17 protein-coding genes and 1 pseudogene are annotated in these 23,710 nt (G+C 63.0%); 10 read left to right on the top strand and 8 right to left on the bottom strand.

Annotation, left to right across the window (positions count from 1 at the left end; translation table 11 throughout):
• Both ACNPM4_RS02760 and ACNPM4_RS02755 read right to left on the bottom strand, forming a co-directional pair.
• Window positions 1-1,331 (bottom strand): MFS transporter (locus ACNPM4_RS02760; protein WP_372469283.1); only part of this gene is annotated, 1,331 nt, incomplete at its 3' end.
• Window positions 1,332-1,476: 145 nt separating this feature from the next.
• Window positions 1,477-3,132 (bottom strand): GH35 family beta-galactosidase, encoded by a 1,656-nt coding sequence (locus ACNPM4_RS02755; RefSeq protein ID WP_448984622.1) that lies wholly within the window; start codon window positions 3,130-3,132, stop codon window positions 1,477-1,479.
• Between the two features lie 192 nt (window positions 3,133-3,324).
• Between ACNPM4_RS02755 and ACNPM4_RS02750 the strand changes: the two genes are divergently transcribed.
• The 4 genes from ACNPM4_RS02750 (at window position 3,325) to ACNPM4_RS02735 (ending at window position 8,401) form a co-directional block, all read left to right on the top strand.
• On the top strand, window positions 3,325-5,520 hold the full coding sequence (locus ACNPM4_RS02750; RefSeq protein ID WP_448984621.1) for an MMPL family transporter: 2,196 nt from the start codon (window positions 3,325-3,327) through the stop codon (window positions 5,518-5,520).
• A gap of 188 nt (window positions 5,521-5,708) precedes the next feature.
• Entirely contained in the window at window positions 5,709-6,719 is a 1,011-nt protein-coding gene (locus tag ACNPM4_RS02745) for a sensor histidine kinase (RefSeq protein ID WP_448984620.1), read from the top strand.
• The gene (locus ACNPM4_RS02740; protein WP_448984619.1) at window positions 6,719-7,378 is read left to right on the top strand and encodes a response regulator; all 660 of its coding nucleotides are present in this window, start codon (window positions 6,719-6,721) and stop codon (window positions 7,376-7,378) included. Before ACNPM4_RS02745 ends, ACNPM4_RS02740 begins: the two co-directional genes overlap by 1 nt.
• 21 nt (window positions 7,379-7,399) lie before the next feature.
• Window positions 7,400-8,401, top strand: a complete 1,002-nt coding sequence (locus ACNPM4_RS02735; RefSeq protein WP_448984618.1) for a phosphotransferase family protein — start codon at window positions 7,400-7,402, stop codon at window positions 8,399-8,401.
• Window positions 8,402-8,461: 60 nt separating this feature from the next.
• Here ACNPM4_RS02735 and ACNPM4_RS02730 read toward each other — a convergent pair whose 3' ends face one another.
• Entirely contained in the window at window positions 8,462-9,037 is a 576-nt protein-coding gene (locus ACNPM4_RS02730; protein WP_448984617.1) for a MarR family winged helix-turn-helix transcriptional regulator, read from the bottom strand.
• Between the two features lie 72 nt (window positions 9,038-9,109).
• On the opposite strand from ACNPM4_RS02730, the gene ACNPM4_RS02725 reads away from it, so the two are divergent.
• Entirely contained in the window at window positions 9,110-10,723 is a 1,614-nt protein-coding gene (locus ACNPM4_RS02725; RefSeq protein WP_448984616.1) for an FAD-binding protein, read from the top strand.
• 60 nt (window positions 10,724-10,783) lie between these two features.
• Window positions 10,784-12,478: a 3-ketosteroid-delta-1-dehydrogenase gene (locus ACNPM4_RS02720; RefSeq protein ID WP_448984615.1), complete on the top strand. Its 1,695-nt coding sequence runs from the start codon at window positions 10,784-10,786 to the stop codon at window positions 12,476-12,478.
• A gap of 136 nt (window positions 12,479-12,614) precedes the next feature.
• Here the strand turns inward: ACNPM4_RS02720 and ACNPM4_RS02715 are convergent, their stop codons facing one another.
• Entirely contained in the window at window positions 12,615-13,610 is a 996-nt protein-coding gene (locus tag ACNPM4_RS02715) for a LacI family DNA-binding transcriptional regulator (RefSeq protein ID WP_448984614.1), read from the bottom strand.
• A gap of 274 nt (window positions 13,611-13,884) precedes the next feature.
• Here ACNPM4_RS02715 and uidA point away from each other — a divergent pair, with 274 nt between their 5' ends.
• The 4 genes from uidA to manD are packed head-to-tail and all read left to right on the top strand — an operon-like array spanning window position 13,885 to window position 19,809.
• Window positions 13,885-15,675 (top strand): beta-glucuronidase, encoded by a 1,791-nt coding sequence (uidA, locus tag ACNPM4_RS02710; protein WP_448984613.1) that lies wholly within the window; start codon window positions 13,885-13,887, stop codon window positions 15,673-15,675.
• Between the two features lie 45 nt (window positions 15,676-15,720).
• Entirely contained in the window at window positions 15,721-17,118 is a 1,398-nt protein-coding gene (uxaC, locus tag ACNPM4_RS02705; protein WP_448984612.1) for a glucuronate isomerase, read from the top strand.
• Window positions 17,115-18,584 carry a mannitol dehydrogenase family protein gene (locus ACNPM4_RS02700; RefSeq protein ID WP_448984611.1) on the top strand — a complete coding sequence of 490 codons (1,470 nt, stop codon included), beginning with the start codon at window positions 17,115-17,117 and terminating at the stop codon, window positions 18,582-18,584. The genes uxaC and ACNPM4_RS02700 overlap by 4 nt, the downstream gene beginning before the upstream one ends.
• Window positions 18,571-19,809, top strand: coding sequence for a D-mannonate dehydratase ManD (manD, locus tag ACNPM4_RS02695; protein ID WP_372469300.1), 1,239 nt, complete (start codon window positions 18,571-18,573; stop codon window positions 19,807-19,809). The genes ACNPM4_RS02700 and manD overlap by 14 nt, the downstream gene beginning before the upstream one ends.
• Window positions 19,810-20,009: 200 nt before the next feature.
• Here manD and ACNPM4_RS02690 read toward each other — a convergent pair whose 3' ends face one another.
• The 4 genes and pseudogenes from ACNPM4_RS02690 to ACNPM4_RS02675 form a co-directional block, all read right to left on the bottom strand.
• Window positions 20,010-21,431 carry an alpha/beta hydrolase gene (locus ACNPM4_RS02690; protein ID WP_448984610.1) on the bottom strand — a complete coding sequence of 474 codons (1,422 nt, stop codon included), beginning with the start codon at window positions 21,429-21,431 and terminating at the stop codon, window positions 20,010-20,012.
• Window positions 21,432-21,433: 2 nt separating this feature from the next.
• On the bottom strand, window positions 21,434-22,459 hold the full coding sequence (locus tag ACNPM4_RS02685; RefSeq protein WP_448984609.1) for an alpha/beta hydrolase: 1,026 nt from the start codon (window positions 22,457-22,459) through the stop codon (window positions 21,434-21,436).
• 27 nt (window positions 22,460-22,486) lie between these two features.
• Window positions 22,487-23,347, bottom strand: a complete 861-nt coding sequence (locus ACNPM4_RS02680; protein ID WP_197072113.1) for an ABC transporter permease — start codon at window positions 23,345-23,347, stop codon at window positions 22,487-22,489.
• A gap of 137 nt (window positions 23,348-23,484) precedes the next feature.
• Window positions 23,485-23,710 (bottom strand): annotated as a pseudogene (locus ACNPM4_RS02675) (sugar ABC transporter ATP-binding protein); the annotation flags it as partial.

Below are 23,710 nucleotides of genomic sequence, written 5' to 3'. Positions count from 1 at the left end.
CGCACTCCGCGGACGCGGGCTGCGGTGACTGCGGCGCCGAGGGCAAAGACTCCACCCGCGATGAAGAGGGCGGTGTAGTTTCCAGACCCTCCGCCGATGGCGAGAAGAAGTGGCGCGATGACAGGCCCGATAGCGGTCGCCAGTGTGCCGGAGACCTGGTAGATCGACATCCACTTTCCGCCAGCAGCAGGGTCGGGCAAGACGTCAGAGGCAAGGGCGAGATCGACCGAGTTGAACGCGCCGGAACCAGCTGAAATGAGCACGCCTCCGATGATGTAGATCCCGAAGTCAGGTGCTATAGCTGCGATGGCCATACCCGCGGCGATCATCCCCGCCGCGATGTAAATGAATGGCTTACGCCGACGCAACTTGTCCGAAAGGAACCCACCCAGGATCGTGAATCCGATAGTCGCGAGCAGGGCCAGCCCGCCGGCGACAGCGAGCTGCTGACCCGCCTGTTCCGCGGTGAAGCCGAGTCGGTCCAGAAGGAAGTACAGCTGGTAGGTGCTGAAGAATGCCGTTCCCACTCCGATGCACAGCTTTCCGACCCACACCAACGAGAAATCTGGGTGCTTGAGCGGGTTGAACAGCAGGCTACGCAGGGACGATCCAACCTTGACGGACTGAAAACGCTCCGGCGCGGGGCTGTCGGGGATGACGAGTACCCACAGCAGCACACCGAGCGCGAAGACGGCGACCGGGGCCAGGAAGAGCAGCACCACGTTGCTCAGCAACAGGCTGCCAACCAGGGTGGCGGAGACGCCAGCAATCGATGCCATAACGCCGCTCAGCGCACCCAGCTTGCCTCGCTGTGCGGGGGGCACGTGTTCGGCGAGGGTGGGGTTCATGGCGACGCCTACGAGGGATGCGGCGAGCTGAGCGATCACGTATCCAACGAGGATGAGAGGCACGTTCGGCGCGATGGCAATCAGAAACGCACTGATGGCAAAGACCGAGAAGCCGAGAATGAGGAACGGCCGGCGTCGCCCCCAGGCGAACTTGCTTCGGTCGCTGAGTACACCGAGTACCGGTCCTGCAGGCAGCAGAACGATGGCACTGATACCGACGACCAGACCGAGCACGGTCTCCTTGCTCGCGGGGTCGACGAGTTGAATCTTGTACGGGAGGCTGAAGAGCGCCGGCATGAACAGGCACAGGAAGTATCCGAAGTACGCGAAGCTGTACACGAAGACAAAGCCCGGCCCCACCTTCGGAATGCGCAGCTCCGCCGTCGTGGGATCTTCCTCATCCTCCGCCCGCAAGGTGAGCTGAGATACGTCCTCGATAGGTGTGTTAGTCGGCACGATGTTTGCCGCGTCTTTGCGTCTCATGGGTTTGCCTTCATCACGGGCCCGTCATCGGGCGCTCTGGTCCGAGTCGGCTTCGGGGGCCGATATCGGTGTTGATAGGTACAGGGAACCACTGTTTTTGACGCGTGTCAATCCGCTGAGTGACCCGGGTCCGCCCGCCCACCGTTCATGTACGGGTCGACCGCGATGGCTCGGCGGCCGGAGCGGTGGCGGGCGGCGGGCTCGCCACCGTGAACCGCACCACGCCGCTGCGCCGGCGGATGGAGGGGATGTGGTACGCGTCGGATGGCGGTCGTGGTTCGAGAGACGGCAAGACCACGACGCTGCCGCTTTCTGTCTCGTCACCGTTGAGCTCGCGGTAGACCTCCACGCCGCTTTCGTGAGCTCTCAGCTCTTCGACCTTGACGATCTCCGCTCGACCTTCCGCGCAGAAGAACGACAGTTCAGCTCCTCTGCCGCATGCGAGGAACGTGTCCTCAGACTCCTGAACGATCAGCCCATAGCCCCACTCGTGGAACCCGCCAACCCTGTTCGGCTCGCGTCGTGCAATGGCGGTGTACCTCCCCAACGCAAGCTCTTGCTGCTCGAGCTCGGCATGAAGTCTGAAGCTCCCGATGGGAGGCGCTGAGTTGACCTTTGCGAGGATCGCTAGTGCCCCGTAGGCATCGAACAAGGCCTCGCCCTCGGGCAACTCCGTGGTGTCGATGCCGAACGGGGAGACCCCGATGGCGGAGTGCGAGCCCAAGGCGACGAATGCGTCTGCGACACCAGCGACATTTCGGCGCATCTCCGGGATGAGAAGGCCGCCACTGAGGCCGATGTAGTCCTTGCAGATCTGGTCGAAGTCCCCGAAGTAGATGTCGGGGACGAGCAAGTCCAGCGAGGGCGCGAGTGCGCTCCACATCGCTCCCACATGGGGGAGTGGGCCACCGCTGGGGTATATGCCTGGCTCCTGGCCCCCCGCCGGATTGCCATCCGCAACCTCGAGTTGCGTGTACAACCATGCGTTCGCGAACAGGGGGAGCGGGTATTGGGCTCTTCCCGCGGCGGCAACTCGCTCGACATGGCGCGCATAGGCTGCCGCCATGAAGGCTTCATCAGTGTCTGTGGTGTCTCCGAACAACTCCGACCATGTGCCCGCTTGCTGCTCGCCGTGAGAGCGCCACGCCTCTCGAATACGAAGAGGTGCATCCGTGCGGAGCGCGGCGAGGACGTCTTCCGGGACGCTGCTGTGGTAGGCGTGTTCCGCCGCAGCGCTACGGTCTCGGGAGTCCCCCAGGATTCCGACTTCGTTCTCCACCTGGACCATCACGATGGTTCCTTCGGCAGAGTCGATGTCCCGGATGTGCGCCATGAGCGCGGCGAAGGCCCGCGCATCCGCTTCTGCAGCTTCCGTGGCGAAAGGAGTCAAGCAGTCGCGAGTCTCGCCCGTTCTAATTTCGGCCCGGGGGAAGCGCTCAGGGTCGGATCGCACCCAGTCGGGAATGTAAGTTGAGCGCCCGTTCTTCCATGTCCCGAACCAGAGCGGGATCAGATGCAGACTCCTGTCACGCGCTGCGGAGACGAGCTCATCGACAAGAGAAAAGTCGAACTTCCCTTCGTGGGGCTCCAGCTGTCGCCACGAGACAGGCGCCAGAACGGTGTTGAGATTCATGCCGTCCAGGGCATCGAAGGCATCTCGAATGGCGGGGCGGCTGCTGCTCGAGGAATTGTGCAGCTCACCCCCGAGGACGACGAAGCGCTTGCCATGGACGTGAAGGTGCTTCACCCCTCCCTCGCTGACAAGCCGGGCGGGCGGGGCTACAGGTGATGTGCGTGGCATGTGTCCTCATCGTCGAAGTGCGGTGGCAAAAATGTAGCAGATGTACCGTTTTCGTTCATGTGGTTCAACATCGCGTCTACTGCCAACGCAGTACATCGGAGCCTGCGCACGGACCACGCGAGCGCGACGCGGAGAAATCAGAGTTGAAGAAAGCACTCGCGCGCACGCTGATGCGCCTTTCGAAGGACTCTCATGGCTCGACTACTTTCCCGGCTCGGCCGGTTCTCCGCACGTCATCGCTGGGCGGTGCTGATCTCCTGGCTCTTGGCGGTCGCCGTGCTGGCCGTGGTCGCGCTATCCGGGATGAAGTTCGGCGACGGGGGGTTCGATGTTCCGGGCACTCCCTCCAGCGAGGCAATGAGCGTACTGGATGAGGAATTCCCCCCGGACGATTCGGATGTCGGCTCGTTGCAACTCGTCATCCAGAACCCGGACGGCGACATCGTCGATGCAGAGGCGATGACTAGCATCGCCGATGCGCTCGCCGACGTCCGTGACATCGACGGGGTGGAATCTGTCTCCGACCCCTTCGACCAGACCCGCCCGTACATCTCCGAAGACCTCTCCACTGCGGTCGCTACCGTGTCCGTGGACAACGCCGCAGATGCAGAAACCGCGACCGAGCGCCTCGCAGAAGTCGCGCAGTCTCTGCGTGCTGATGGTCTGAACGCCGAAGTCGGCGGCTCACTCGGTGAAGGGGTGCCGGAGATCCTCGGGCCGAGCGAGATCGTCGGCGCGGCGCTCGCATTCCTGGTCCTTCTCATCACTTTCGGCTCCCTGGTTGCGGCCGGCGCGAACATGTTCACTGCGCTCATCGGCGTGGCTGTCGGAATCCTCGGTGTACTGGCGTTCTCCGCGGTGACCCCCATCGGGTCCCTCACTCCGATCTTGGCCGTCATGCTCGGCCTCGCCGTCGGGATCGACTACACGCTGTTCATCCTCGCCAGGTTCCGCACCGAGCTTCGCGAGGGGAGAGGCTTGCACAGTGCCATTGGCGTCGCCGTCGGCACTGCCGGGTCTGCGGTCGTCTTCGCCGGAGCCACCGTGATCATCGCGTTGACCGGCCTGACGGTGGTGGGTATCCCGTTCCTCGGAGAGATGGGTCTCGCCGCGGCATTTGCGGTTGCAATCGCTGTGCTAATGGCGCTCACCCTGGTGCCCGCCTTGCTCTCGTTCATGGGCGCTCGGGCTCTGTCGCGCCGGGACCGCAAGCTGGTGGGGACGGACGTCGCGGAGAAGAACGGCTTCATCGCCGGCTGGGCGCGCTTCGTCACGCGGCGTCGCGCGCTCAGCCTCCTGGGAGGCACGGCTCTGCTCGTCGTGGCGGCAGTGCCGCTCATGTCGATGCAGACGGCGCTCACCATGCCTGGAGGAGAGGATCCCGACTCTACGCAGCGCGCCGCCTACGAGATCGTCGCTGACAAGTTCGGCGACGGCGCCCAGGACCCGCTGGTCGTTCTCGTGCGATCCGACAATGTCGAGACGGTGCTTTCCCGTGTCGTCGACAACCTTGCCGAACTCGACAATGTCGACATGGTGATCCCCGCCGCTGTGACAGACGACGGTGACACGGCGATGCTGACGGTCATGTCGAAGTACGGCCCGCTCGATTCGCGCACGACAGACCTCGTGCACGACATCCGCAGCGAAGATGGCGAGATCAGTGGAGCGCAGCTTCTCGTTACGGGAGCAACAGCAATCGGTTTGGATTCCGACGAGCAGCTGCAGTCCGCCCTCATGATGTACATCGCACTCATCGTCGGACTCTCGCTGGTCCTGATGGTGATCCTGTTCCGTTCGCTTCTCATCCCCCTCGTCGCGACCGCGGGCTTCCTGCTGTCGCTCGGCGCAGGCCTAGGCGCAACCGTCGCGATCTTCCAGTGGGGTTGGCTCGACGTCATCGTCCAAGCTCCGCAGGGGAACCCGCTGCTGAGCCTCCTGCCCATCGTGGTCACGGGCATTCTCTTCGGGCTGGCAATGGACTACCAGGTGTTCCTCGTCTCTCGCATGCACGAGGCTCACGAGCGGGGGCTGACTCCACTGGAGGCCGTGCGCGCGGGCTTCCGGCACTCGGCAGTCGTCGTCGTGGCGGCAGCCGCCATCATGGCCGCCGTTTTCGGAGGATTCGCCATGAGCCATTCCTCCCTGGTCGGCTCCATCGCCATGGCTCTCACCGTCGGCGTCATCGCGGATGCGTTCATCGTCCGGATGATTCTCGTGCCGGCAGCGCTCTCGTTGATGGGCAAGGCGGCATGGTGGATTCCCAGGTGGCTCGACCGTGTCCTTCCCACTATCGATGTCGAGGGGGCGGGTCTTGACCCGCAGCCGGCGCCACGACCCGAGAACGCGCCCGTTGCCGCGCGTGACGCTGTAGGGGTCGGACGATGATGAAGGATCAGCGATAGTCCGAAACCGCGGGTGAGAGAATCATCCGCATGATGATGACGAGGAGGCGGCGGACAGTGAGCCTGCACCGTTGGGAATGGCTGCTGGACGTCGTCGCCCTCGTCGCGTTCATCGTCGCCGCGGTCACGATCATCGCGGATCGCACATGGTGGACGTCTCCGGGCTTGGTCGTGGCCGCGGCGGCCGTGATCGGTCGGCGGCGTGTGCCCGTGTGGGCAGCAATGGGCGCGGTGGTTGCGAGCGGGGTGGTGCTGTTCACGCCGAACATCGCCTTCCCGACCTGGGTCCTTGCCGAGGTTGTCCTCTTCACCCTCGCTATCCGCGCCCCAAAGACATGGACCCTCGTTCTCGCCGCGGTGCATGCCCTCGTGCTGTACGCCGGAGCGATTGTCGTTTTCGATGAGCGCCCGTGGGAGCCAGTCGCGCTGATCCTTCCCGTGTGGACCGCTGCGGTTGTCGCCTTCGGGATGGCCTTGCGGTCCAACGATGACTACGTCCGGGCCTTGGAAGCGCAAGCACAGTCAGCGGTCGCCTTCCGCGAGAGCGAGGTGGCGCGCCACGTCGGGGAAGAACGACTGCGAATCGCCCGAGACCTGCACGATTCCGTCGCCCATTCAGTGTCGGTCATATCGCTCCACGCGGGATCCGCGGAGCGACACCTCGAGAAAGACCCCGAACGCGTCACAGCCTCCCTCCGACAGATCCGCGCGTCCAGTCGGGAAGTGGTGGACGAGCTCCAGGAGATCCTGACTCTTCTTCGCGACCCCCTCGGATCGAGCGAGACTGAGGAAGTTCCTGGTCCCGCGGCACTCGATTCTCTCGTCGCGACAGCGCGCCGGGCCGGACTACACGTGCAGCAGACCCTCGAGCCGCTGCCAAGCTTGGACCGCTCTGTCGGAGTCGCCGTGTATCGGATTCTGCAGGAGTCCTTCACCAACGCGCTGAAGCACGGCGCCGGTGATGTCGTCGTAAGCGTTCGGGCAAAGGGGAACATGGTGCACATCGACGTGAACAACGCGGTGGCACATGGAGGGGCCCAAGGCTCGGGTTTCGGAATCGTCGGGATGACGGAACGTGCGGCCAGTGTGCACGGGACCCTCGAAGCTGTACACAAGGGCGGTCGATTCGAAGTGACGGCGCAACTGCCGATGCACCTCCACTCACACGAAGGCGAGTATTGATGACGACCGTCGTGCTCATCGATGATCAGGGGATCGTCCGCGCTGGCATCCGCGGGGTGCTCGAGTCCGCGGACATCACTGTTCTGGGGGAAGCGCAGGATGGAGGAATCGGCGTCGGACTTGTCCGCGAGGTCCTCCCCGACGTCGTGCTCATGGACCTGCGCATGCCAGGGATCAACGGGGTCGAAGCGACGAGACGGATTCGGGCCGATTCTTCCCTGGCATCGACGCGCGTTCTGGTGCTCACGACCTTTGACGGCGACGCGGACGTACTCGCCGCGTTGCGAGCCGGTGCGGACGGGTTCATCAGCAAGTCCGCCGAGCCGGATGAACTCATCGACGCCGTGGAACGTACAGCTGCCGGCGAGTCGAGCTTGTCCCCTCGAGCTTCCCGTGCTGTCACCGCCCATCTTGCGTCCGAAGGCGAACCTCGGAAGCCGGACGCGGAACTCAGCGCGCGCATTGCCTCGCTGACCCCTCGCGAGCGAGACTTTGTCATCGCCGCCGCGACAGGCGCCGACAACGCTGAGATCGCGGCAGCGCAGTCGATCTCTCCGTTCACGGTGAAGACGCATCTCAACCGCGCCATGGCGAAACTCGAAGCCCGTGACCGGGGGCAGCTGGTAGCTATCGCCTACCGGAGCGGGCTCGCGCCCTGACACAGGAAAGAATCCGCGCCCGTGAACAGTGACTCGAAAATTCCTCTGGCCCGACCCGTGATCGGCTCGCTCGTGGAGCGACATCTTGGTCTGCTGGTAAACGACATGGCCGATCTCACCGACGGGATGTACAACGCGGCCTATCGTCTCAGCCTGTCGGACGGGTCTCAGGTCGTTCTGAAGGTCGCCCCACCGGACGATGCCCCTCGCCTTTGTTACGAGCATGGTCTGATGCGCTCTGAGGTGTCCTTCTATCGGCACGCCCGCGGGAGGGCTCCGGTGCCCGCGGTGCTTGCCAGTGACTTCAGTCGGCAGGTGGCCGACCGGGATATCGTCATCCTCTCCTTCCTTGAGGGTGGGCCACTCAATCGGGTCTCTGACTCGCTGACGTCTGCCGGGCGAGTCGCCGTGAGGTCACAGCTCGGGGAGGCGGCCGCCCAGCTCCACGCGGTGAAGGGGTCGAGCTTCGGATACGAACGGCCGACGGATGGGCTGGCGTTGAGCGGAAGCTCGTGGGGCGAGGCGTTCCAGCGCATGTGGGACGCGGCGGTCTCGGATATCGACCACTATCGTGTTCGCACCGATATTTCGACCGCCGATCTTCGCGCGGTGATCCGAGGTCATCTCGGACTACTCAACGAGGTGGACGAGCCCGCTCTGGTGCATTTCGACCTCTGGGACGGCAACGTCTTCGCATGTGCGGACGGTCACGCCGCGAGGTTGAGTGGCATCATCGACGGCGAGCGGATGTTCTGGGGTGACCCACTCGCCGACTTCGTGTCAACGTCCCTCTTTCGGGACCCTGCCGACGACTCGGACTTCAACGCGGGATATGCCCGAGCAGGTGGGACCCGGTGGGAGTTCGATGAACGGCAGAGGACCCGGCTCGCGCTCTATACGGCGTATCTGTGCATGCTGATGCTCGCTGAAGCTGTTCCGCGCGGCTATAGCGGCCCGACCGTCGACGCGGATCAACGGTTCGTCGCGGACCGGCTGCGCGAGTCCCTGCGACTGTTGAGGTGAGCTGACATCTCGCCTCGTTTCCGCACTGCTCTTCACGTGCCGAGCTGCCCTGCGAAAGCGCTACTCGGGCGGTCGAGCGGACACGCGATCAACGACGCGGCCGAGCATCGTGGAGAAGGAGTGAAGCTCCTCAGGCTTCCAGTCGTCGAGTAGGCCCGCGAGTATCCGTTCGCCCTCGTCGAAGAGCGCGGTGGCCGCCGCGACTCCGTCCTGAGTCAGGGCAATGCGTGACGCGCGAGCATCGGTGGCCACCGCGACCCGTGCCGCGAACCCAGCGAGAACAAGTCGATCCGCGATCTTGCTTACAGTGCCGCCGGACACGCGAAGTGCGAGTGCGAGCTCGCTTGGCCTCATCGGACCATTCAGCCCCAGTAATAGCAACGCGGGGATATCCCTGGATTGGATGCGTACGCCGGCTCGTACCGCCATAGATGCTTGGAAATCCTCAGAGGTCCAGACCTGGACGAGCGTCATCAACGACGTCATCGTCGATGAGCGGAGGGTCGCGCTGAACGCCAGCTGCGCGGGGTCGGCATCATGGTCCACTCGTCGTGGCATCGTCACCTCCGAGGCAAGTACTTGCCAGCGTAAAATAGTTTGGTTAGCGTTGCAGTGCGTCTCGAATGAGTAGATCACGCATTCGTTGAGGGCTCATGCTCGTCGACTGCGCGGCGCTAGTAGCCGGGCCGCGGGCGGAAGGAATTCAGTATGACATCCGGAACATTCGACCTCATCGTCGTGGGCTTTGGTGCCGCAGGAGTTGCCGCGGCCATCGAAGCGGCGGATGCGGGAGCGACGGTGCTTGCCATCGACCGCGGATTCGGCGGGGGAGCGACTGCGCTGTCAGGCGGGATCGTCTACGCCGGCGGCGGAACCCGATACCAGAAGGCCGCGGGGGTCGACGATGACCCGGACAATATGTTCCGGTACCTGACGCAGGAAGTCCGTGGTGCCGTGAGCGATGACACTCTTCGTCGGTTCTGCGATGAGAGCGCCGAGACCATCTCATGGCTAGAGCGACAGGGGGCGTCGTTCCAGGCTTCGCTCGCTCCGTTCAAGACGTCGTATCCGACGGACCGCCATTATCTGTACTACTCAGGCAACGAAAAAGCACACCCCTATAAGGAGCATGCGCGGCCTGCTCCGCGTGGGCACCGGCAGATCGCGAAGGGACTCGGCTCCGGCAAAGTTCTGTACTCGCGACTGAAGGCGAGCGCGCTGAAGAAGGGCGTCGTTTTCCTGCCGCACACCACGGTCGACGAACTTATCGTCGAAGACGGCACGGTTGTGGGAGTTCGCTACCGGTCAGCGGATGAGCGCAACCTGCCTGCCAGCTATGCCCGCCGCAGCGTTCTTGCTGCAAAGGCGGGAAACTGGGCGCCGGCAATCGGGGAGCGCGTCGCCGCGACTCTGCAGCGAGATTGGGAGAGTGCGGCTCGGCCAGGAGAGGCACGCGGTCGTGCTGTGCTTCTCTCCGGGGGTGGCTTTGTGCATAATCCTGAGTGGATGAAGAAATGGTCGGGACCGTACCGGGACATTTCACCGCTCGGGACAGCGGCCGACGACGGCGGAGCGATCTCCCTCGGACTTACTACGGGCGGTGCGACGGACCACATGGACCGCATGACCGCGTGGCGTTTCATCAACCCCCCGAGCGCCATGGCTGAGGGCGTGGTCGTCGACGGTGCGGGACAGCGAATCGCGAACGAGGACCTCTACGGCGCGACGTTTGCTGACCACATGGTGCGCGAACATGATGCGCGGGGATACCTGATCCTCGATTCGAAGCAGTGGCGCAAAGCACGCAGGCAGATTCGCACGCAGACCAACAGCTTCCAGCTTCTGCAGCTGCTCTACCTCTACACGATTGGTCATCGGAAGGGGCGTGATCTCAGCGCCCTTGCCCGCAAGCTCGACCTTCCCGTGAACGCCACCGCCGCGACGATCACCGCATACAACTCCGGAATTCTGTCGGGTGCGGGAGATCCCGCGGGGAAGGCACCGGAACTCTCCTCCACCGTGATGTCGGGACCGTTCTTCGCCGTTGACCTCTCAGTCAAGAACTCGCCGTTCTACCCTGCTCCGGGGCTCACCTTGGGTGGTCTCAAAGTGGACGAGCAGTCGGGCGGTGTGCTCACCGAAGCTGGACAGGTGATTCCGGGTCTGTTCGCCGCGGGGAGAAGCGCAGTCGGTGTGTGTTCTGTCGGCTACATCAGTGGCTTGTCTATCGCTGATTGCTTCTTCTCGGGACGACGGGTGGGACGAATCGTGGCGCGAGCCGTCGAGGCTACGGCGGATCCGGCGGAATCAGCCGCACTCTGAGCCACGGGCAGCGGGACCCGTTCCTCCCGCCGGCACCACTGAGCAACGATGCACGGAGGCATGATGAACACACTCGACACCGGCGGCCCGAGCGCCCACGACATCACCGTTGATGTTCTCGTCGTAGGGTCCGGAACCGGGATGGCGGCCGCACTCGCCGGGCACGAGCTCGGCCTGGAATGCCTCGTCATCGAGAAGACGCCCTTTGTCGGAGGATCCACAGCCCGTTCGGGGGGTGCGTTCTGGGTCCCGGGGAACGACACGCTTCGCCAGGGGCGCGCTCCGGAGACCGAGGCGTCCGCCCACCGATATCTCGAGGCTGTGGTGGACGACGAGTCGCGGAGGAGACGGTGGGAGGCGTTCCTCGAGCACGGACGGGACGCCGTCGCCATGCTCGCGCGCACCACACCACTGGGCTTCTTCTGGGCGCGGGGCTACTCCGATTACCACCCCGAGAACCCCGGCGGGTCTGCGATTGGTCGCACCTGCGAGAGTCGGCCATTCAACACATCGCGACTGGGTGGTGAGAAAGGCAGACTGCGTCCTGGCGTGCTCGAGGCCCCCATTCCGATGCCCGTGACGGGGGCTGACTACAAGTGGCTGAATCTCATGACGAGAACACCCCTGCGGTCATTGCCGAAAGTCGTTCGCAGAGCGGTGCAAGGGATCGCCGGCGCTGCGTTCGGGCGCACATACGTTGCGGGTGGACAGGCGCTGGCCGCCGGAATGTTCGCGGGCCTCGTAAAGGCACGTGTTCCCGTATGGACTCGAACCGCGCTTGTCGAGCTTGTCTACGACGGCCGTCGGGTTACCGGCGCGGTCATCGACCAGGATGGCACGACGGCTACCATTCACACGCGACGGGGAGTCGTTCTGGCGAGCGGAGGGTTCGACCACAACACTCGCATGCGCCACGATTACCAATTCACGGCACTCATCCCGCACGCGAGCCTTGGAGCAGAAGGTAACACCGGAGACGCCATCGTTGCGGCCACCGCTCTAGGGGCAGGCACAGACCTCATGGGCGAAGCCTGGTGGTTCCCCGCTGTCGCGCCGCTCGCCGGCGGTCAGCCTGGTGTTCTCCTCGCGGAGCGATCCTTGCCCGGTTCTCTCATCGTCGATGAGACGGGCTCCCGGTTCATCAATGAGGCGACGGACTACATGACTTTCGGGCAGCGAGTTCTCGACAGGGGACGGGGCGGGAACCCCGTCCAATCGATGTGGCTCGTGTTCGATCAGCAGTACAAGAACAACTACTTGCTCGCGGGGTCAGTGTTCCCGAGGATGCCGCTTCCCAGGGCCTGGTACGAGCAGGGTGTCGCGGTTACCGCTCAGACAGCCACCGATCTGGCAGCCAAAATGGACGTCTCCGACGCGAGTTTCGCGAGCACTATCGAGCGCTTCAACCTGCTCGCCGCGTCGGGCAACGATTACGACTTCCACCGAGGGCAAAGCGCATACGACCGTTACTACGGTGACCCTACCGTGCAGCCGAACCCCAACCTTCGTCCCCTGAGCGGAACTCTGTATGCCGTTCGCGTCGTCCTGTCGGATCTCGGGACGTGCGGCGGGCTCACGGTCGACGAACGTGCTCGCGTGCTTCGCGAGGACGGATCCGAGATTGAAGGGTTGTACGCCATCGGCAATACAGCAGCAAACGCCTTCGGCCGTCGATACCCGGGCGCGGGTGCGACCATCGGCCAGGGCATCGTGTTCGGCTACGTCGCAGCAAGGGACCTCGCCCGACACACCTAACGCAGTCCCTCGGTCGCGAATGAAGCGCGGAGCGGCTCGATGCCGACCTAAACACGACCCGATCACACCCTTCTCAACGCAGCCCAATGTATGAGGTGGGAGATGTGCAGTGGCTTCGCTGAGTCGGCTACGACCCCTATGCGCCTCCGCGAAGCAGTGCAGGACCACTGGAATCACGAACAAGAAGATGCGTGGAGAGCGCAGTTACCGGAGGTCCCCCGTTCGGGGCGTTCCCGTTGAGTCGGCTCACCAGCTTGCCCGTGGCTATACGACCGGCTTGTTCGGCGTTCCCCGAAATTGTGGTGAGCGGCGGCGAGCAGAAGGACGCGCCGAAGATGTCGTCGCATCCTATGACACTCATCTGAGACGGGACGGACACGCCTCGCTGTTCGAGACGCTGCAACATCCCAATCGCCAACAGATCGTTGAAGGCGATACACGCGGTGGCCTCCGTCACGAGGAGCGCGTCGGCGGCCACGGCACCGGAGCTCAGCTGGGGCGGATAGGGTCCCAAGACACGCAGTCTCATGTCACGTTCCTTCGCCAACGCCTCGAGTTCTCGCCCGCGCCAGGCATTCTGCCACGACGCGATAGGTCCAGCGGCGAACGCGATCTGCGTGTGGTTGAGGCTTCGGAGATGATCCAGTGCTTGCTTCAGCCCCACTCGCGTATCAAGGAGAGCACCGGGAACATCATCGGAGCCGCGGTTGACGGCAACAATCGGGATGCGTTCCGCGAATCCGAGAAGAGTGTCGGTGTCGAGGCGTGTCGCGGTGAGGATGATCCCGTCCACCATCGGCAGAAGACGTTCGATATTGTCGCTCTCGACGTGGGGCGACTCCCCGGTGTCGACGAGCAACTGCAGGTATCCCGCAGCCTGCAACTGCGTCTGCGTGCCGCGGATGATGTCGAAGTAGAACGGATTTGTCACGTCCGGTACGAGAAGCGCCACGACTCCCCTACGGCTCCTGCCGCTTCGGGAAAGTGGCACGTAGCCGAGTTCATCAGCGGAGCGCATCACCCGCGCCCGAGTCTCGGCGGCGATTCGGTCAGGCATCGTCAGCGCGCGCGAGACGGTAGAGGTTGCTACACCGGCGTGATCCGCCACGTCGCGCAACGTTACTTTGGCCACGGAGCAACCTCTCAATCGCTGGCTGGCGTCTCCAGGCCGCTCCGAGTCTATGACTGGCAGACACCTGCTGGCAATAAATGGCAAATTTTGACACCTATTTGCCGAACGGATTCAATGAGTACGCGTCTCCGGCGCACTACTGGAGACCCGCATCGCGAATGCCGGCGGGAGACGAGGTGCCGCGCGAGGGGGTCGGCAGCGTTCGGGAATTCCGCGCGGCCGAAAGCCAAAAAACGAATGCTGTCCCTGCACGACAACTCAAGGACGTTCTCTCATGCTCAAGCCTCTCAACACCGTCACCCGCGAACTCATCTCGCTTGACGGACTCTGGTTCTTCGCGTTGGATACCTCTGGCTTGGCGGAACCATGGGCTGGTCCGCTCCAGACGGCGCTCGAAGCGCCGGTGCCGGCGAGCTACAACGACATATTCGCTGATCAGGCCATCCATGACCATGTCGGATGGGTCTGGTATCAGCGCACCGTCCGCGTACCCCGGGGCTGGAAGGGGCAACGAGTCGTGATCCGGGTAGATGCAGCCACCCACGAAGGCGCGGTGTATGTCAACGAGAATCCCGTCGCACGGCACATCGGGGGATACACGCCTTTCGAAGCCGACATCACGCAACTCGTGGCGCCGGGGGAGGAGTTCAGACTCACCATCGGGGTCAACAACGAGCTGACCAATGTGACGATCCCACCGGGGGCTGTGTACGTTGATTCGCTCGGGCGCCGCAAGCAGAGCTACAGGCACGACTTCTACAACTACGCCGGTCTCGCGCGCTCCGTGCACCTCTATTCGACCCCGACCCAGCACATCGACGATGTCACCGTTCGTGTCGGAGTGGATGAGGGGACCGGGGTCGTCGACTATGAAGTTCTGAGCCACGGCCCCGCCCTCGTTCATGTCCAGCTGCAGGATGCGTCGGGCCACGTCGTCGCTCAGTCCGACGGCGGTTCCGGTGTCCTCCGCGTCCCTGACGCTGAACTGTGGCGGCCAGGTGCTGGATATCTGTACACGCTCATCGTCCAGCTCCGGGCCGCCGACACAATCGTCGACGAATACAACGTGAAGGTCGGAATCCGCTCCGTCAAAGTAGAGGGCGACAAATTTCTCATCAACGGAGAGCCCTTCTACTTCCGCGGGTTCGGGAAACACGAAGACAGTGCGATCCGAGGTCGCGGCTTCGATCCGGCACTCCTCGTCCACGACTTCGCGCTGATGAAATGGGCGGGCGCGAACTCGTTCCGCACGTCTCACTATCCCTATGCAGAGGAATTCCTCGACTACGCGGACCGCCATGGTGTCGTTGTCATCGACGAGACAGCCGCGGTCGGACTAAACCTCGCTATCGGCGGAGGAGTGCATGGGAATGCGCTCGAGAAGTCCTTCTCTCCGAACATGTTCAACTCCGAAACGCAGGCTGCACACGCTCAAGCAATTCGCGAGTTGATCGCGCGGGATAAGAATCACCCCTCGGTAGTCATGTGGTCTATCGCGAACGAACCAGAGTCGGTCGAAGAGGGAGCGCGAGACTACTTCGCTCCACTTGCCGCGCTCACGCGGAAGCTCGACCCCACCCGCCCTATCACCTATGCCAACGAACATCGCGGCACCTTCAGTAGCGACGTTGTGGCCGACCTGGTCGACGTACTCAGCTTGAACAGGTACTACGGCTGGTACGCCGACACAGGGGACCTCAGAGCTGCGGAGGTGCACCTCGAGACCGAGCTACGAGGGTGGCAGGAAAAGTTCGGCAAGCCCATCATCATCACCGAGTATGGCGCTGACACCCTTGCCGGCCTTCACTCGATTCTTGACCAGCCATGGAGCGAAGAGTTCCAGCGCGGACTCCTTGACGTCTATCACCGCGTCTTCGACCGCGTAGACGCGGTCATCGGCGAACAGGTGTGGAACTTCGCCGACTTCCAGACCAAGGCGGAAATCACCCGCGTCGATGGGAACCGCAAGGGCGTGTTCACACGCGACCGGCGCCCAAAGGACGCGGCTCACGTTCTCCGCGCACGATGGACCGCGGCCACAGCTCGAGCTGAGGGGAACGAGTGACCCCGGCGACCGTGCAATGCTCAACGACACCAACAAGGGGTTAGCGTGCTGACCGCACGAAATTACGCTCGACTGCTCCCGTCGGACCCGTCCACGCGCGCAACAGCGCTACACCTCTATGGCCTCGTCGCGACCCATCCGATCCTGTCCCCGCACGGTCACGTTGACCCGTCGTTGTTTGTCGAGGATGCCCCCTTCACTGACCCCGTCGCGTTGTTTATCCGGGACGATCACTACGTGACCCGTTTGTTGCACGCTGACGGGATGACGCTGGACAGCATCGGACTGCAACGGCCCTGGCAAGACGTCGATACACGCGCTGTATGGCGGTCCTTCTGTAAACGGTGGCACCTGTTCGCAGGAACCGCCTCCGGGTACTGGCTGGGCTCCACCCTTGCGGACGTCTTCGGAATCACTCGCCCGTTGACGGAGAATAACGCGGACGAGCTGTACGACGAGATCGACAGCGCGCTGCGACGACCCGAAATGCGACCACGAGCACTGCTGGAGTCCTTCCGCATCGAATTGCTCGCTACCACCGATGATCCCCTTGACTCACTCGATCCGCACGTCCAGCTGTCCAACGATTCCTCGCTCAGCACCCAAGTCCGGCCATCCTTTCGCCCAGACTCTTACATCGATCCAGCGCACCCTGCGTGGCGAGAGAACGTCTCCAGACTGCTTTCGACGAGCGCCAACGGTGGGTACGACGGCTATCTAGAGGCATTGCGTCAGCAGAGGCGACGGTTCGTGAACGCGGGTGCGACCTCGGCCGACTTCGGGGTGGTATCTGCCGATACGCTCGAGATGAGTCGAGCTGACGCCACGGCGGTGTTCGACCGTGCTCGCAACGGCAGCGCAAGCGACGCGGACCGCGCTCAGTTCCTTGCCCATATGCTGTTCGAGAGCGCTCGTATGTCCGTCGAAGACGGGCTTGTGATGACCATCCACGCGGGTGTCCTGCGCAATCATCACACGCCGACGTTCCAGAAATACGGCGCTGACCGTGGACATGATATCCCCGTTCCGACATCGTTCGTGAAGGGACTCAGGCCGCTGCTGAACGAATTCGGGAGTGAGCCAGGCTTCCAGCTGATTCTCTTCACCGTAGACGAGACGACCTACTCGAGGGAGATCGCTCCCCTCGCTGGGTTCTACCCGAGCGTTTTTATCGGAGCACCGTGGTGGTTCTTGGACGCTCCGGAGAGTGCGCAGCGATTCCGGGCAGCGACTGTGGAGACCGCGGGCTTTTACCGCGGATCGGGTTTTGTCGACGATACCCGCGCCTTCATGTCCATCCCCGCTCGTCACGACATGGCTCGGCGAGTCGATGCTGGGTTTCTCGCGCGCATGGTGGCGGATGAGCGCTTGAGCTTGGAGCAAGCAGAGATGATCATGGGCGACCTCGTCGACGCGATTCCACGGAGGGCATTCAAGCTGTGACTGCACTCCGTTTTCCGGACCGCGACGAGAAATGCCCGACACAACCCCTAAACGCGACCACGGTCGCTGAAGCGCTTCCGGAGACGGTTCCCCGGCCACCGGTGCGTATCGTCCATATCGGCCTGGGGGCTTTCCATAGGGCGCACCAGCTCTGGTACACGGCCGTTGTGGACGGTGAGAACGAATGGGGGGTGGCCGCCTTCACTGGGCGGGGCGCCGCGGCCGCACGAATGATCGCTGCGCAGAACGGGTTGTGCACCGTCGTCCAAAGAGCCGCAGGGGTCGAAACCCGCACTTTGGTCACAAACCTGGTCGAGGCGCATCACGGTAGCGACGTCGCCCGCCTCGCGACGAGCATCGCTGACCCCGCTGTCCGACTCGTGACCCTCACCATCACGGAAGCCGGGTACCGGTTCGGTAAGAACGGACGCATCTCGACACGCGACCCGGTCCTGGCAGGCGACCTCACGCGCTGGAAGCGGGCCTCCGCCGACGAAGTGGTTCCGGAGTTGCAGACAGCGCTGGTTCGACTGCTTTGGGGCCTCAATGAGCGTCGGCGTAGTACAGGAAGACCCATCGCCATCGTCCCATGCGACAACATGCCAGAAAACGGTCCCATGGTCGGTCGAGCCGCCGTAGACCTGGCACGCGAAGTAGACAACGACCTCGCCGATTGGGTGCGTGAGAGCGTGTCGTTCGTGTCGACCGTTGTTGACCGCATCACCCCCGCTACGACGGAACGCGACATACGCGACTTGCAGACCGCCACCGGTTTCGTTGACCAAGCGGTCGTCGTCACCGAAGCATTTTCGGAATGGATTCTGAGCGGCACGTTCCCTGAGGGACGACCCCCATGGGAGCTCGCTGGAGCGCGTTTTGTTGACGACATCGCACCCTTCGAGCGGCGCAAGCTCTGGTTGCTGAATGGTGCTCACACCTTGCTCGCGATGACCGCGCGTCACCGTGGCCTCTCGACCGTGGCAGAGGCAATCACGGACCCTGAGACGCGTCGCGCCGTCGAAGATTACTGGGACGCCGTTGTGCCCTGGCTGCCGGAGCCTGAGCTCGATCTCGAGAAGTATCGACGCGACTTGCTTGCGAGGTTCGAAAACCCACACCTCGCTCACCGGCTGGAGCAGATCGCTCTGGGTTCGGTGATGAAGCTGCGTATCCGTACCCTCCCCGTCATTGAGTGTCAGTGGGGCATGGGAGTTGTACCGGAGGCGCTGCTTTTGTCGCTTTCCGGCTGGATCGCAGGCGCAATCGTTGGATGGGAAGACAACGACGACAACGTTCTCCGCGCCGTCCAGACCAGCGACCCTGTTTGCGAGCTTCTCAAGATCCTGGACGACCGCCTAGGGCGCGACGACCTCTCAGTCGCCATCGTTCGCGCGCAGGTAGCGCAGCTCCTCTCCACCCACACCCGCTTTCCATCTGATCAAGGAGTTAGCCGTGATTATCGATAAGGCCGAGGTCATCCTCACCAGCCCTGACCGCAACTTCGTCACACTCAAGATCACCACTAGGGAAGGTCTCAGTGGCCTCGGTGATGCGACGCTGAACGGACGCGAGCAGGCCGTCGTGGCGTATCTCCGCGATCATGTCGTTCAACTCCTGGTCGGACGCGATGCTTCGCGGATCGAAGATGCCTGGCAGTTCCTCTATCGCAGCGCCTACTGGCGTCGTGGTCCCGTCACCATGGCCGCTATCGCAGCGGTCGACATGGCGCTGTGGGACATCAAGGCCAAGGCGGCCGGAATGCCGGTGTATCAACTACTCGGAGGTGCATCCCGCTCCGGCCTGCTCGCCTACGGGCACGCATCGGGGAAATCGTCCCAAGAGCTCTTCGATTCCATTCGTGCGCATCAGGAGCGGGGCTACCGAGCGATCAGGGTACAGAGCGGCGTTCCCGGTCTGAAGTCCATCTACGGCATCGCAAGCAACGCGACATTCGAAGCCAATCGAGGCATCCGGTACGACCATGAGCCCGCGCAGCGCGGCGCGCTGCCGAACGAGGAAGACTGGGACACCCGCAGTTACTTGCGGCACGTGCCGACTGTCTTCGAGGAGGTGCGCAACGAGTTCGGACCTGAGATCCCGCTTCTCCACGACGGGCACCACCGCATGACGCCCATACAGGCAGCGCGCCTAGGCAAAGACCTCGAGCCGTACGATCTGTTCTGGCTTGAGGACTGCACGCCATCAGAGAATCAAGAGGCGCTGCGCCTGGTGCGGAGGCATACCATCACACCCCTTGCTGTCGGTGAAGTTTTCAACACCGTTTGGGACTTCAAGGATCTCGTCCGCGACCAGCTCATCGACTATGTCCGAGGGTCCGTGACGCACATGGGCGGTATCACTGCGCTGAAGAAAACTCTTGAGTACGCGGCAATGTATCAAATCAAGTCGGGCATGCACGGGCCGACGGACATCTCGCCGGTAGGTATGGCCGCCCAGATGCATCTAGGCATGGCCATTCATAACTTCGGTATCCAGGAGTACATGCAGCACGGCGCGAAGACTGACCAGGTGTTCCAACAGTCCTTCACATGGAGTGACGGCTTGCTTCACCCCAGCGATACACCCGGGCTGGGCGTAGAGCTCGACGTAGATGAGGCCGGAAGATACCCATATGAGCAGGCCTATCTGCCATTCAGTCGCCTTGCAGATGGAACGGTGCACGACTGGTGACAGCCGGCGCCGCCAGACATGTGCCGAGACCGAGTCGCGCACGGAGCGGGCGCCAGGATAAGCGTTTTGTTCCCGTGAAGCAGCCTCGACTACTCGTGCACGCCACCAAGGTGTCTTCCTCTGGGACTGCGCCCACGGCCGACACCGATTCGAAGGATTGCCTTCGCTAAGCGACATCGACGCGCGTCGGATTCAGCGAACTAGTGTGTGGTCTCTTCGTATGTCAGGCTTTTCTCCAAGAACGCGATCTTCCTCTCGTTGTATTGGTCTCGCAACGGCGAGACCTCCGACATGGAACCGTGAACAAGTACGGCGTCACGGACCGGCGGAATAAGCAGCTCGTTGTCCACTCCCGCCGCATCGAGGTTCACTGAGAGGTCACGCGCCTGGTCGGGGAAGGATCCGGTGTTGCCGTCAGCGATAAACGCGGGCGGCCAGGCACTGTTTGCGTAGGTGATGATGTTCGATTGCGCGATAGCGTCCCGGGACGTGCCGACGTAGGAGCGTAGTGCGAGATCGAAGAGGAGATCCCTCGAAAGCTCAGGCAACTGCGTGGCGCCTGCTCTACTGGCGTCCAAGGCGGCGCTGTCCAACACCACAGCTTTCAGGACATCGACATTGATGGTCGCTTCGATGCCCACTTCTTCGGCATAGGTCGGATCTGTCTGGATGTTCACGTACTGGCCGACGATGTGACCTCCGGCGCTGCTGCCAGACAACACGACTGCATCCATGTTCAGTCCCAGCTCGTCCGCGTGCATGGTCAGATACTGGATGGCTTCTCCGAGTTGCCTGACGGGCACGGGGTATGGCACCTGAGGGGCGAGTCCGTAATTGATGGCGACGACGTTGTACCCATTTTCGAGGAGGGGTTGGCTGTTCACTGCGAACATCGCTGACTCGGAGACCGGGGAGTTCGGGTCTCCTGTCGCCTTGTCGCCGATGATGAAGCCACCGCCGTGAACGACCACGAATGTCGGACGGTCGACGGTGGGGTCGTTGTCAGCGATGTAGACGTCGAGGTAGCTGTTCGGATAGGTCGAGCCATACTGCAGGTCACTGGTGAGTTGCACGCCCTTCTCGGCCCTTGTCTCGGTGGGCGCATGTGGCTCAAAGGAATTGCCCGAAGCGGACGATTCTTGAAGCGCAACCGCGACCGGAGTCGGGTCGATGGCAACGACGGTCATACCTACCGAGACGAGGACCGCAAGACTGCCCGCGACCAACCCGGTTGCGCGAGCGATACCGGTCAAAACCGACCGATGTTCGGATCTCTTTCGTCGATTCTGAGACCATGCGATGGCCCACAACGCGACGGTCAAGACGATGGTCATGACGAGCGCTGCGATGAACAGCATGTATTGCGACGTCGCGATCCAGAGCAGTTGGGAAACTGCGCCGGCGCCAGCGACTGCCGCCACCGCGATCCGTTGCGCGTCTCGCCGTTGACGCAGAATGGCGACGGCGATGATGATCGACAGGGCTGCGGAGGCGAAGGCGAGGGGAACACGGTGCCTGACGACGAAGAACTCGAGCCACATCAGCACCATCGATGCAACGCCGAAAAGGATGAGGCCGACGGTCTCGTTCCTTCCGCTAGAGGGCAGCCTGGGATATCGCATCTTCACTCCTTCTCTGTCCCCACAGGGTTGGTGCTCAAGCGAGCGGTGAGGAAGCGGACTTTCCGCTGGTTGTATTCGTCTGTCAACGGTGAGGGCGATTGCATGAAGCCGTGCTCGACCGGCCCCTGGGCTCGGGGGAGGTGCAGTTCGTTGCACACGTCCAAGCCATTCAGTCGCTCGTGAAGGTCCCTGGCCTGATCGGGGAACGACCCCGCGTTCCCGTCCGCGAGAAAAGTGGGAGGAAAGTGGCGACTGACGTGTGCCGTCACATCGGCCTCAGCCCACACCGCGCGCCGTGATCCGAGGTAGACACGACGGGCCAACGCGAACAGGTAGCTCTGACGCGGTGCGGGCGCTTGTGGACGGCCAATGCGCTCGACGTCCAATGCGGCACTGTCCAACACGACGGCAAGGAGCGTGCCCGTCATCACAGGTTCGAGGCCTATCGCTCGGGCATAGCCGCTGTTTGTCTCGATGTTCACGAACTGCCCGACTATCTGGCCGCCGGCGCTGATACCCGCCAGGACGACTCGACTCATGTCGATCCCATACGCACCGCCCTCGCGCTGCAAGAAGGAGACCGCTTCAGACAGCTGCAAGACCGGTGTGGGGTAGCAATGCTCCGGTGCTAGCGCGTAACCGACGGACACGACGTTGAAGCCCGCGTCGAGCATGGGCCGACATATGACTTCGAAGTCTCCGACCGGGCCTGCGGAGGGGTCGCCGCTCGCCTTGCTTCCGATGATGAATCCACCACCGTGGACGAACACATAGGTCGGGCGAACAGTCGTGGTGTCGGCGTCCGTGACGTACACGTCCAGATAGCTGTTAGGAAATCTGGACCCGTACGCCACGTCGCTGATGCGGAGCGCGCCATACCTGGTGCGCTGTTGCCGACCTCGTTCGCCCGCCGGCGTGAAGCTATTTCCAAAGCCGAGCTTCCTTTGAAGGGCGGTCGCTATCGCTTTGGGTGCGATGTGCGCCAGTGCCTCACTCAGGGATGTGCGTGGCGAACGTGTCGTTTTCATAGTTCCTACCCGTGTCGGTTTTCGTTGCTATCTTCCCGAACGGAACTGGCGCTTGCGTCGGAATTGATCGATGCAGACAGCGCCGGCGAGGATGACACCGACGAAGATGTTCTGCATGAGGGGGTTGACCCCGCTTGTCGCGAGACCGTTGTTGATGACGGCGAACAGCAACGCCCCCAGCGCGCTTCCCGTGATACTTCCGATACCACCGAAGAGGCTGGTGCCCCCGATGATGATCGCGGTGAGGACCTGGAAGGTGAGCGCGTTGCCTCCGGCGAGGGGCGAGGCGCTGAAGATGCGGGACGCGCCAAGAATGCCCGCGAGTGCAGCAACCCCGCCGCTGGTGGCGAAGAGCACAAGGTCGACGCGGCCGACCTTGATGCCGTTTGCGAGCGCGGCCTTCCGATTGCCTCCCGTTGCGCGTACGTCGTAGCCGAACGCCGTGTGCTCGAGGACAAGATGGAAGATCACCCCGATTGCGGCGGCAATGAAGATGAGGTTCGGGATGCCGAGGATGCTGCCACTTCCGATGTTCGTGAAAGCCTCCGGGAATCCGAACACGTCGCGGCCGCCCGTGATGACGACCGCAACACCAGTGGCGATGAAGAACATCGCAAGCGACGCGATGAGCGACGGGACCTCAAGGAACACCGCTAGCGCCCCCGTCATCAGCCCTGCAATAGCACCCACAGCCATGCCGACGAGGATTGCCAGCGGCCAGGGGAGTCCCGCGACCATACTCAATCCGGCCACAACCGCTCCGAGGGCGTAGATGGCGCCGATAGAGAGGTCGAGGCCGCCTGCGACGATGACGAGAGTGACGGGGCACGCCACGATGAAGTACAGCGTTGCCGAGCGCAGGATCTCCAGCCAGTTCGCGCCGGACATGAAGGCCGGGTTCGTGACCTGGAACGCGATTGCCAGCAGGGCGATGACAACGATGAGTCCGATGAGCTGGGAGTAGCGACTCAGATCCAGCTTCGTGTGAGCCCGGTGACGCGGTCGAGCGGGGGCGGTTGTAGTGGTCATGCGGATGCTCCTGCAGTGTCATCGTTCAGCGAACCGGTGATGAGCGCGATGATCTCGTCTCGAGTGGTGTCCTCTCGCCGACGAACGCCAGCAACTGCGCCGAGCCGCATCACGTGGATCCGATCTGCGAGTTCGAATACCAGGCCCATGTCGTGACTGATGAGGATGACGGTGTTGCCTCTGTCGCGCAGGGTCGCGATGATGTGGGCGGCTTGGGCCGTC

It is taken from the genome of Microbacterium umsixpiens, assembly GCF_053543675.1.
Note: the sequence above shows the minus strand (reverse complement) of the source record. Positions and strands in the feature narration are given on the sequence as shown.

Excerpts from the sequence above, each read along its gene's own strand:
- ACNPM4_RS02755 (WP_448984622.1), bottom strand. The coding sequence starts at position 3,132 with ATGCCACGCACATCACCTGTAGCCCCGCCCGCCCGGCTTGTCAGCGAG.
- ACNPM4_RS02750 (WP_448984621.1), top strand. The coding sequence starts at position 3,325 with ATGGCTCGACTACTTTCCCGGCTCGGCCGGTTCTCCGCACGTCATCGC.
- ACNPM4_RS02740 (WP_448984619.1), top strand. The coding sequence starts at position 6,719 with ATGACGACCGTCGTGCTCATCGATGATCAGGGGATCGTCCGCGCTGGC.
- ACNPM4_RS02725 (WP_448984616.1), top strand. The coding sequence starts at position 9,110 with ATGACATCCGGAACATTCGACCTCATCGTCGTGGGCTTTGGTGCCGCA.
- ACNPM4_RS02720 (WP_448984615.1), top strand. The coding sequence starts at position 10,784 with ATGATGAACACACTCGACACCGGCGGCCCGAGCGCCCACGACATCACC.
- uidA (WP_448984613.1), top strand. The coding sequence starts at position 13,885 with ATGCTCAAGCCTCTCAACACCGTCACCCGCGAACTCATCTCGCTTGAC.
- ACNPM4_RS02690 (WP_448984610.1), bottom strand. The coding sequence starts at position 21,431 with ATGCGATATCCCAGGCTGCCCTCTAGCGGAAGGAACGAGACCGTCGGC.
- ACNPM4_RS02685 (WP_448984609.1), bottom strand. The coding sequence starts at position 22,459 with ATGAAAACGACACGTTCGCCACGCACATCCCTGAGTGAGGCACTGGCG.
- ACNPM4_RS02680 (WP_197072113.1), bottom strand. The coding sequence starts at position 23,347 with ATGTCCGGCGCGAACTGGCTGGAGATCCTGCGCTCGGCAACGCTGTAC.